Here is a 9,515-nt window from a genome sequence, read left to right as displayed (position 1 = left end):
GATGAACCGCTATCGCGAGCAGGCTCACTCCTACAAAGAGCGGGCTGCGCTGTCAGCGCATGAAATGGATTTTTCCGCTGTCGTCATTGCCCACGTAGATCCCGTAAACCCCCGCCTGGCGCTCTTCGATGTAGCGCTCGAGAATCTGCCGGATCGCCGGGTAGTAAATCTGCTCCCACGGAATGTCTTCAGGCGCGAAGAACTTGTAGTCCAGCGTTTCCGGACCGAACTGCCCGGTGATCTCCAATGCAATGGCGCGGAAGATGATGTACACCTCACTGATCTTCGGCACGCTGAAGATCGAATACGGCGAGATGATTTCGGCGCGCACGCCGCTTTCTTCCCAGACCTCGCGCAATGCCGCCTGCTCGGTGGTCTCGCCGCTTTCCATGAAGCCGGCGGGCAGGGTCCAGGTGCCCGGGCGCGGTGGGATCGCCCGTTGGCACAACAGGTATTTGCCGTCCTGCTCGATGATGCAGCCGGCAATGATCTTCGGATTGACGTAGTGGATGTAGCCGCAGCCGCGGCACATCAGGCGCTCGTGCGTATCGCCCGGCGGCAATTGCTGACCGAGATCAGGACCGCCGCATTTCGGGCAAAAGCTCGGGCTGAACATGTCAGTGGCCGATGCGCGGTTCTTTCAGCGCAATCGGCAGGATGATCGTCGGGGTGCCTTTGACGGCGACGCCGGTTTCTTCCTGCTTGCGCTTGAGGTAATCGAGGGCCACGGCAGCGGCGGCGCGGACGTGGTCGACACACGCCTGATGCGCCGCCAGCGGATCGCCGCTCTTGATCGCCTCGACCATTTTTTCCATCTCGTGATTACTCGCGCCGCGGCGGTTTTCCTGCGACACCGAGGTCGCGCGAAGATAGCTGATGCGCGCCTGCAACTGCCGCAACTGCGTGGCGGCGACATGGTTGCCCGAGCCTTCGAGCAGCACGTCGTAGAAGCCCTGCACCGAGTCGATCACTTGCTGCAGCTCGCCATCCTTGAGCGCCTTGCGGTTATCGTCGAGAGCTTTTTCCAGGGCCTTGATGTCCTTGGCCTTGGCGCGCAGGGTGAACAGCTGCACGATCAGGCCTTCGAGCACGCAGCGCAATTCGTAGATATCGACGGCATCGGCCAAGGTGATGATGGCAACGCGCGGGCCTTTGGCGTCGGCGAACTCCACCAGGCCTTCGGATTCAAGGTGACGCAAGGCTTCGCGCACCGAAGTGCGGCTGACACCGAGGCGATCACAGAGGTCGCGTTCGACCAGACGATCGCCTGGCATGAGCTGGAAATTCATGATCGCGCTACGCAGTTTGTCCAACACGATTTCGCGCAGGGTAACGGGGTTGCGATTGACCTTGAAGCTGTCGTCGAGTGGCTGGCGTTTCATAGGGTCCGCTCTTTAAGTTGGCTGTCCATGCCAGACGGGCATCTAAACAGCCGAGGGGTTGACTGAGGCCTCGGCGTCGGCTTCGGCGAAGGCTTCCCGGGCCAGCCGGAAACTGTCCACGGCTGCCGGAACGCCGCAATAAATACCGACCTGAAGGAGAATTTCGCGTATTTGCTCACGACTCAGGCCGTTACGCAAGGCGCCACGCACATGCAGCTTGAGTTCGTGCGGGCGGTTGAGCGCCGAGATCATTGCCAGGTTGATCATGCTGCGCTCTTTGAGCGACAAACCCTCGCGGCCCCAGACATGGCCCCAGCAGTATTCGGTGACCATTTCCTGCAGCGGGCGGGTGAAGTCGTCGGCGTTCTCTATAGAGCGTTGCACATAGGCTTCGCCGAGTACCTGCGTGCGGATCTTCAGGCCTTTTTCGTATTTTTCGTTACTCATGAATCCTCCTCACAACACACATTCACTTGTTGGAAATTAACCCTGTGGTGAGGGGATTTATCCCCGACGGGGTGCGAAGCACCCCCAATACCTGCAACCGCGATTTGCCAGACATTCCGCGTGCAATGGTTTTACGACTGCTTCGCAGCCGGACGGGGATAAATCCCCTCACCACAATGGGTAGTTCCACAGTGGGAGTTGGGTGGGGCAATCAGGTCAGCGTGGGCAACGCACCGAGCTTGCCCTTGTGATAAATCATCGGTGTCACCGGTTGCGCCGGCAGGATCAGGTTCTTCACCGCGCCGACAATGATCGCGTGGTCGCCGCCGTCGTATTCGCGCCACAACTCGCACTCGATGATCGCCGTGGCCTTGGCCAGGATCGGGTTGCCCAGTTCGCTCAAATGCCACTCGATGTTTTTAGCCTTGTCCTTGCCTTTACCGGCAAACGCGTAGGCTTCGGCGGTCTGTTCGGCAGAGAGCAAGTGAATGGCGAATTTCTTGCTGTCACGCAGCACCGGGTAGGTGTCGGAGGCGTAGTTGGGGCAGAACAGCACCAGCGCCGGATCGATCGACAGCGCGCTGAAGGCGCTGGCGGTGATGCCGACGATGCCTCCGTCCGGGTCGAGGGTGGTGACCACCGTGACGCCGGACGGAAACGAACTCATGACGTCTTTGTAAATGCCGGGTTCGATCATTTCGCAGGACTCCTAGCGCATCACAAATGGATCAGGCATCGGCGCCTGAGAGAGGTTGATCCACACCGTTTTCAGTTCGGTGTAGGCCAGCACCGAATCGATGCCGCTTTCGCGTCCATAGCCACTGTTCTTGAAGCCGCCGATCGGCGCCATGGCCGAGACCGCGCGGTAAGTGTTGACCCAGATAATCCCCGAGCGCACATCGCGCGCCAGACGATGGGCACGACCGAGATCGCGGGTCCAGATGCCGGCGGCGAGGCCGAACTGCGAGTCGTTGGCGATGGCCAGCGCTTCGGCTTCGTCTTTGAAGCGAATGACCGAGGCTACCGGGCCGAAGACTTCTTCCTGCATGATCTTCATCGAGTTGCGGTCACACTCGAACAGCGTCGGCTCGTAGAACCAGCCTTCGCCAAGATCGGCCGGACGCTTGCCGCCGGTGCGCAGACGCGCGCCTTCAGCAATGGCATCGGCGACCAGACCTTCGACCACCGCCAGTTGCTGCGCGGTAGCCATCGGGCCCATTTCGCTGTGGTCTTCCTGCGGGTTGCCGATGCGGATGCGCTGAGCGCGTTCGACCAGACGATTGACGAACTCGTCGTAGATTTCGTCCTGCACCAGCAAGCGCGAACCGGACACGCAGCTCTGCCCTGAAGCGGCGTAGATCCCGGCAATCGCGCCGTTGATCGCGCTGTCGAGATCGGCGTCGGCGAAAATGATGTTCGGCGACTTGCCGCCCAGTTCCAGCGACAACTTGGCGAAGTTTTCGGCGCTGCTGCGCACCACATGCCGCGCCGTTGCCGCGCCACCCGTGAAGGCAATCTTGCGGATCAGCGGATGACGGGTCAGTGCAGCGCCTGTGCTTGGGCCGTAACCGGTGACGACGTTGACCACACCCGGCGGTATCCCGGCCTCAAGTGCCAGACGTGCCAGCTCCAGAATGGTGGCCGACGCATGCTCGGACGGCTTGATCACAATCGTGTTGCCGGCGGCGAGGGCCGGGGCCAGTTTGATTGCGGTCAGGTACAGCGGGCTGTTCCAGGGAATGATCGCGGCGACCACACCCATCGCTTCGTGCACGGTGTAGGCAAACAGGTCGGGCTTGTCCAGCGGCAGCGTGCCGCCTTCGAGCTTGTCGGCGAGGCCAGCGGTGTAATGAAAGAACTCTGGCAGATAGCTGACCTGACCACGGGTTTCGCGGATCAGCTTGCCGTTGTCGCGGCTCTCCAGCTGCGCCAGGTGCTCCTTGTTTTCGGCGATCAGGTCGCCGAGGCGGCGCAGCAGTTTGCCACGAGCGGTGGCGGTCAGGCCGCGCCACGCCGGGCTGTCGAACGCGGTTTGCGCTGCCTGCACGGCGCGCTCGACATCCGTTTCATCGGCGTCGGGCAGTTCGGCCCAAGCTTGCGCCGAGGCCGGGTTGAGGCTTTCGAAAGTCTTGCCGGAGAGGGCGTCGACCCAGTCTCCGCCGATGCACATCTGGAAGCGTGCGAGCGTCATGCAACGATCCCCTTTATATGGTTTTGTCGGGCGTTTGCGTATTGGAGAAATTCGAGCAGCATCTGGTTGACCAGACGCGGCGACTCTACCGGCATCATATGCCGTTGCTCGGGCAGCACGGCGACCTTCGCACCGGGGATGCGCCGGGCCAGTTGCTCGGCCATTTCCGGGGTCGATCCCGGGTCGAGTTCGCCAGTGGCGATCAGCGTCGGCGCCTGAATGCTGCTCAGGTCGTCGGCGCGGTACATGTCTTGGGTGGCGAACAGTTCGTAAGTGGTCAGATAACCCTGCGGATCGTTGTTCGCCAGGGTCTGGCGTAGCGCCGCGATCTGCGCCGGGTTGGCCGCCTGATATTCACGGCTGAACCAGCGCGACAGCGCCGCTTCGGCATTGGCGTCGGGGCCATGCTCGGCGGCCTGGGCTGTGCGCGCAATCACGCCGGCGCGCTGTTCTTCGCTGCGATTGAACACGCTGTTCAACACCACCAGGCTTTGCAGGCGCTGCGGGTAGTGCAGGGCGAAGGCCCGCGCAACCAGGCCGCCCATGGAGAAACCGATCACCGCCGCCTGCGGCAGGTTCAGATGATCAAGCAGCTCAAGCAACTGATCGGCATAACCGAGCAGGTCGGTGCCACTGGCCGGTCGCGGGCTGGCGCCGTGGCCGAGCATGTCGTAGGCGATCACCTGATACTGGCTGGCGAGGCCGACAATCTGCCCGCCCCACATTTCTTTGTTCAGGCCCACGCCGTGGATCAAGACCACGGGCTGGCCTTGGCCGGTCGCCAGGTAACTGGTGCCAGCCGGGGTGAGTTCAGCGGTGAGCCGAATCATGGAGCGCTCCTGCAATGCCTTTCTTGTTGTGATTACTGGGCTTTTTCGGCGGCCAGTTCTTCCAGATCGATGTAGCGGTTGCCGATGCGCGGGTGCAGGCGACCACCGTCGGCGCAACCGAGCACAACGACGATTTCGTCGGCACGCGGCGCGTCTTCAATCTGCATTTCCAGGGTGATGTAGTGCGAACGCAGGCCTTCGTCGTCCTTGTGCATCATCGGGATCTGAATCGACGTGCCCGGACCGCCGCGCTTGTTGGTGAAGCTCAGGTAGCTCTTGGCTTTCACCGCTTCGCGGTAGTGATTGCCGAAGCGCAGGGTGTGGATCACCGCTGAAGCGTGCTCGATCTCGCCGTCAGCGCCGACCACCGCCGCTTTGCCGTAAGCCTCGATTTTTTCCGCGCCACCGATGATGCCGACGAGACGCTCGACCATCATTGCGCCGAGGTCAGAGCAGTTGGCGCGGATCTGCGGCTTGAGGTCTTCGACAAAACCGTTGCCCACCCACGGGTTCTTCATGACCACGGCGAGGCCGACCATGGTTACCGGCTTGTCAGCGCCTTTGCCGCCTTCGATGAAGGTTTCTTCGACATAGCTGACGATCTTGCGAATTTCGAAACTCATGAGCTGCTCCGTTGGGGGATTGAGAGTGTCTGTGCGTCTGATGGTATACCATAATACCGATCCTGCAAGTCCCCCTTGTGAGATTTGCCGCATCACCCCGGCGAATGGTCGTCTATCAACAATTCTGTAGACGCCACAAAACCCTGTGGGAGGGGGCTTGCTCCCGAAAGCGGTGTGTCAGGCAACATCGCTGCGGCTGGCACGCCGCCTTCGGGAGCAAGCCCCCTCCCACATTGGAAATCACTGGTGAACATGGGGCCGCTTGCGGTTAACAAAAGATAACGTGGCGCCGATTGTCAGACATTTACAAAGCCCGATAGGATGGGCCAGCTTCCGAAGTGGCTCTGGATTGCGGGTTTCAGGACTATGCTTCTGACCAGCCATCACAGCAGCACACTTGCGGCGCCCTTGAAGGCCCGATGGCCCAACAATAATAAATAGGGGAAGGTCTATGAGTCGTTGCCGCCCGCCGGCGTTACGCAACACCGCGTTGCTGGCCACAGCACTCTCGCTGCTGGGCTTTGCCACGTTGTCGGCACCCGTGTTTGCCGCCGAGGCCCCGGCTGATGTGGTCTATTCCACCGAATCGGCCAAGGCCGCGAAAAGCCTGATGCTCGATGTCGTCCACGCCGGCGCGCGCCTGGTCGCGGTCGGGGATCGCGGACACATTCTCTTTTCCGATGACCAGGGCAAGACCTGGACCCAGGCCAAGGTGCCGACCCGGCAACTGCTCACCGCCGTGTATTTCGTCGACGACAAAAACGGTTGGGCGGTCGGCCATGACGCGCAGATTCTCGCCAGCGCAGACGGCGGTCTGACCTGGACCAAACAATTCGAAGACCTTGCACGCGAATCGCCGCTGCTCGACGTCTGGTTCAAGGACGCCAGCAGCGGCTTTGCCGTGGGCGCCTACGGCACGCTGCTGGAAACCACTGACGGCGGCAAGCACTGGGAAGACGTCAGCGATCGTCTCGACAACGAAGACCAGTTCCACCTCAATGCCATCGCCGCCGTGAAAGACGCCGGGCTGTTCATCGTCGGCGAGTCCGGCAGCATGTTCCGCTCCGCCGACGACGGCCAGACCTGGGAAAAGCTCGAAGGCCCGTACGAAGGTTCGCTGTTCGGCGTGATCGGCACGGCGCAGGCGCAGACCCTGTTGGCCTATGGCTTGCGCGGCAACCTCTACCGCTCCACCGATTTCGGCAGCACCTGGGAACAGGTCGAACTGAAAGCCGCACGGGGTGCGCTGGAATTCGGCCTCTCCGGCGGCACGCTGCTCGAAGATGGCTCGATCATCATCGTCGGTAACGGCGGCTCAGTGATCAGCAGCAGCGACAACGGCGAGACCTTCAGCGTGTTCAACCGCCCGGACCGCATTTCGCTGTCCTCGGTCACTGCTGCCGGCGACGGCAATCTGATTCTGAGCGGGCAGGGCGGTGTACACCTCACCCAGCCAAACGGTGCCGAGACTAATAACAAGAAGGCGGGGCTATGACTTCCTTGATCACTCCTCAGCAGGAAAAGGCGACGGTGCTCGAGCGCCTGATCTTCAACAACCGCCCGGCCGTGATTCTGATCTGTCTGGTGGTGAGCATTTTTCTGTTCTGGCAGGCCACGCTGATCCGGCCGTCCACCAGTTTCGAAAAAATGATCCCGCTGCAGCATCCGTTCATCGAAAAGATGATGGAGCATCGCAACGACCTGGCGAACCTGGGTAACACCGTGCGTATTTCGGTGGAAGCCACTGACGGCGACATCTTCTCCAAGGAATACATGGAGACCCTGCGCCAGATCAACGACGAAGTGTTCTACATTTCCGGCGTCGACCGTTCCGGCCTGAAATCGCTGTGGAGCCCGAGCGTACGCTGGACCGAAGTGACCGAAGAGGGTTTCGCCGGCGGTGAAGTGATTCCGCAGAGCTACAACGGCTCCCAGGACAGCCTCGACCTGCTGCGCAACAACGTGCTCAAGTCCGGTCAGGTCGGGCGTCTGGTGGCCAACGATTTCAAGTCGAGCATTGTCGACATTCCGCTGCTTGAGGCCTACCCGGACCCGCAGGATCAGGGCAAGTTGCTGGCGCTGGACTACCGCAAGTTCTCCCATGAACTGGAAGACAAGATCCGCAACAAGTTCGAAGCGCAGAACCCCAACATCAAGATTCACATCGTCGGTTTCGCCAAGAAGGTCGGTGACCTGATCGACGGTCTGGTGATGGTGGTGCTGTTCTTCGGCATCGCTTTCGTCATCACCCTGATCCTGCTGCTGTGGTTCACCAACTGCGTGCGCAGCACTATCGCGGTGCTGAGTACGACGCTGGTGGCGGTGGTCTGGCAACTCGGCTTGATGCACTTTTTCGGTTTTGGCCTCGATCCGTACTCGATGCTGGTGCCGTTCCTGATTTTCGCCATCGGTATTTCCCACGGCGTGCAGAAGATCAACGGTATCGCTTTGCAGTCCAGCGAAGCGGACAACGCCCTGACCGCCGCGCGCCGCACCTTCCGTCAGTTGTTTCTGCCGGGGATGATCGCGATTCTGGCGGACGCGGTGGGCTTCATCACCCTGCTGATCATCGACATCGGTGTGATTCGCGAGCTGGCGATCGGCGCGTCCATCGGCGTGGCGGTGATCGTGTTCACCAACCTGATCCTGCTACCGGTTGCCATTTCCTACGTCGGCATCAGCAAGCGCGCGATTGCCAAGAGCAAGAAGGACGCGAACCGCGAGCATCCGTTCTGGCGCCTGCTGTCGAATTTCGCCAGCCCGAAAGTCGCGCCGATTTCGGTAGCGCTGGCGCTGATCGCCTTCGGCGGCGGCCTCTGGTACAGCCAGAACCTGAAAATCGGGGACCTCGACCAGGGCGCGCCGGAACTGCGCCCGGACTCGCGCTACAACAAGGACAACAACTTCATCATCAGCAACTACTCGACCAGCTCCGACGTGCTGGTGGTGATGGTCAAGACCAAGGCTGAAGGCTGCTCGCGCTACGAAGCCATGGCGCCGATCGACCAGTTGATGTGGAAGATGCAGAACACCGAGGGCGTGCAGTCGGCGATCTCGTTGGTGACCGTGTCCAAGCAGATGATCAAGGGTATGAACGAGGGCAACCTGAAATGGGAAACCCTGTCGCGCAACCCGGATGTGCTGAACAACTCGATTGCCCGCGCCGATGGCCTGTACAACAACAGTTGCTCGCTGGCGCCGGTTCTCGTGTTCCTCAACGACCACAAGGCCGAAACCCTCGACCGTGCCGTGCACGCCGTGCAGGAATTCGCCAAGGAGAACAACAAGGACGGCCTGGAATTCATCCTCGCCGCCGGTAACGCCGGGATCGAAGCGGCCACCAACGAAGTCATCAAACAGGCTGAGCTGACCATCCTGATTCTGGTGTACATCTGCGTGGCGGTGATGTGCATGATCACCTTCCGCTCATGGGCGGCGACCCTGTGCATCGTCCTGCCGCTGGTGCTGACTTCGGTACTCGGCAACGCGCTGATGGCGTTCATGGGTATCGGCGTGAAAGTCGCCACCCTGCCGGTGGTGGCGCTGGGGGTGGGGATTGGCGTCGACTACGGCATCTACATCTACAGCCGCCTTGAAAGTTTCCTGCGTGCCGGGTTGCCGTTGCAGGAAGCCTATTACCAGACGCTGAAATCCACCGGTAAAGCCGTGCTGTTCACCGGCCTGTGCCTGGCGATTGGCGTGTGCACCTGGATCTTCTCGGCCATCAAGTTCCAGGCCGACATGGGCCTGATGCTGACGTTCATGCTGCTGTGGAACATGTTCGGTGCGCTGTGGCTGCTGCCGGCCCTGGCGAAGTTCCTGATCAAGCCTGAGAAACTGGCGGGGCAGAAGGGCAATTCGTTGTTTGCCCATTGACCTGAAGGCCTGAAACGACAAAGCCGCATCCTAATGGGTTGCGGCTTTTTTATATCTCGGAATCACACAGATCGAATGTAGGAGTGAGCCTGCTCGCTATAGCGGTGTGTCAGTCGGATAATTGAATACCTGACATACCGCTATCGCGAGCAGGCTCACTCCTACA

At 60.8% G+C, this 9,515-nt stretch carries 9 protein-coding genes; 2 read left to right on the top strand and 7 right to left on the bottom strand.

Annotated features, from left to right (window positions below; genetic code table 11):
* Positions 1-52: 52 nt before the first annotated feature.
* The 7 genes from HU765_RS11385 to HU765_RS11355 all read right to left on the bottom strand — a co-directional run bounded on the left by HU765_RS11385 (position 53) and on the right by HU765_RS11355 (position 5,473).
* Positions 53-616: an NUDIX hydrolase gene (locus HU765_RS11385; RefSeq protein ID WP_186620473.1), complete on the bottom strand. Its 564-nt coding sequence runs from the start codon at positions 614-616 to the stop codon at positions 53-55.
* Position 617: 1 nt separating this feature from the next.
* Entirely contained in the window at positions 618-1,382 is a 765-nt protein-coding gene (locus HU765_RS11380; RefSeq protein WP_186620472.1) for a GntR family transcriptional regulator, read from the bottom strand.
* A gap of 42 nt (positions 1,383-1,424) precedes the next feature.
* Complete coding sequence (locus tag HU765_RS11375) at positions 1,425-1,829, bottom strand: carboxymuconolactone decarboxylase family protein (RefSeq protein WP_034155594.1); 405 nt, start codon at positions 1,827-1,829, stop codon at positions 1,425-1,427.
* Between the two features lie 211 nt (positions 1,830-2,040).
* Positions 2,041-2,526, bottom strand: coding sequence for a flavin reductase family protein (locus HU765_RS11370; protein WP_186620471.1), 486 nt, complete (start codon positions 2,524-2,526; stop codon positions 2,041-2,043).
* A 12-nt stretch (positions 2,527-2,538) separates the two neighbouring features.
* A complete protein-coding gene (locus HU765_RS11365; RefSeq protein WP_186620470.1) occupies positions 2,539-4,020 on the bottom strand; it encodes an aldehyde dehydrogenase in 1,482 nt (493 codons plus the stop codon).
* The gene (locus HU765_RS11360) at positions 4,017-4,850 is read right to left on the bottom strand and encodes an alpha/beta fold hydrolase (RefSeq protein ID WP_186620468.1); all 834 of its coding nucleotides are present in this window, start codon (positions 4,848-4,850) and stop codon (positions 4,017-4,019) included. Before HU765_RS11360 ends, HU765_RS11365 begins: the two co-directional genes overlap by 4 nt.
* 32 nt (positions 4,851-4,882) lie before the next feature.
* A complete protein-coding gene (locus HU765_RS11355) occupies positions 4,883-5,473 on the bottom strand; it encodes an amino acid synthesis family protein (RefSeq protein ID WP_186620466.1) in 591 nt (196 codons plus the stop codon).
* Positions 5,474-5,924: 451 nt separating this feature from the next.
* Here HU765_RS11355 and HU765_RS11350 point away from each other — a divergent pair, with 451 nt between their 5' ends.
* Positions 5,925-6,968, top strand: coding sequence for a YCF48-related protein (locus HU765_RS11350; RefSeq protein WP_186620465.1), 1,044 nt, complete (start codon positions 5,925-5,927; stop codon positions 6,966-6,968).
* Complete coding sequence (locus HU765_RS11345) at positions 6,965-9,349, top strand: RND family transporter (RefSeq protein WP_186620462.1); 2,385 nt, start codon at positions 6,965-6,967, stop codon at positions 9,347-9,349. Before HU765_RS11350 ends, HU765_RS11345 begins: the two co-directional genes overlap by 4 nt.
* Positions 9,350-9,515 lie beyond the last annotated feature (166 nt).

Origin of the sequence: Pseudomonas sp. SWRI81 (genome assembly GCF_014268545.1) — a bacterium.
GTDB lineage: Bacteria > Pseudomonadota > Gammaproteobacteria > Pseudomonadales > Pseudomonadaceae > Aquipseudomonas > Aquipseudomonas hamedanensis.
The sequence above is the reverse complement of the archived record's forward strand: the minus strand, read 5'-3'. Positions and strand labels throughout refer to the sequence as shown.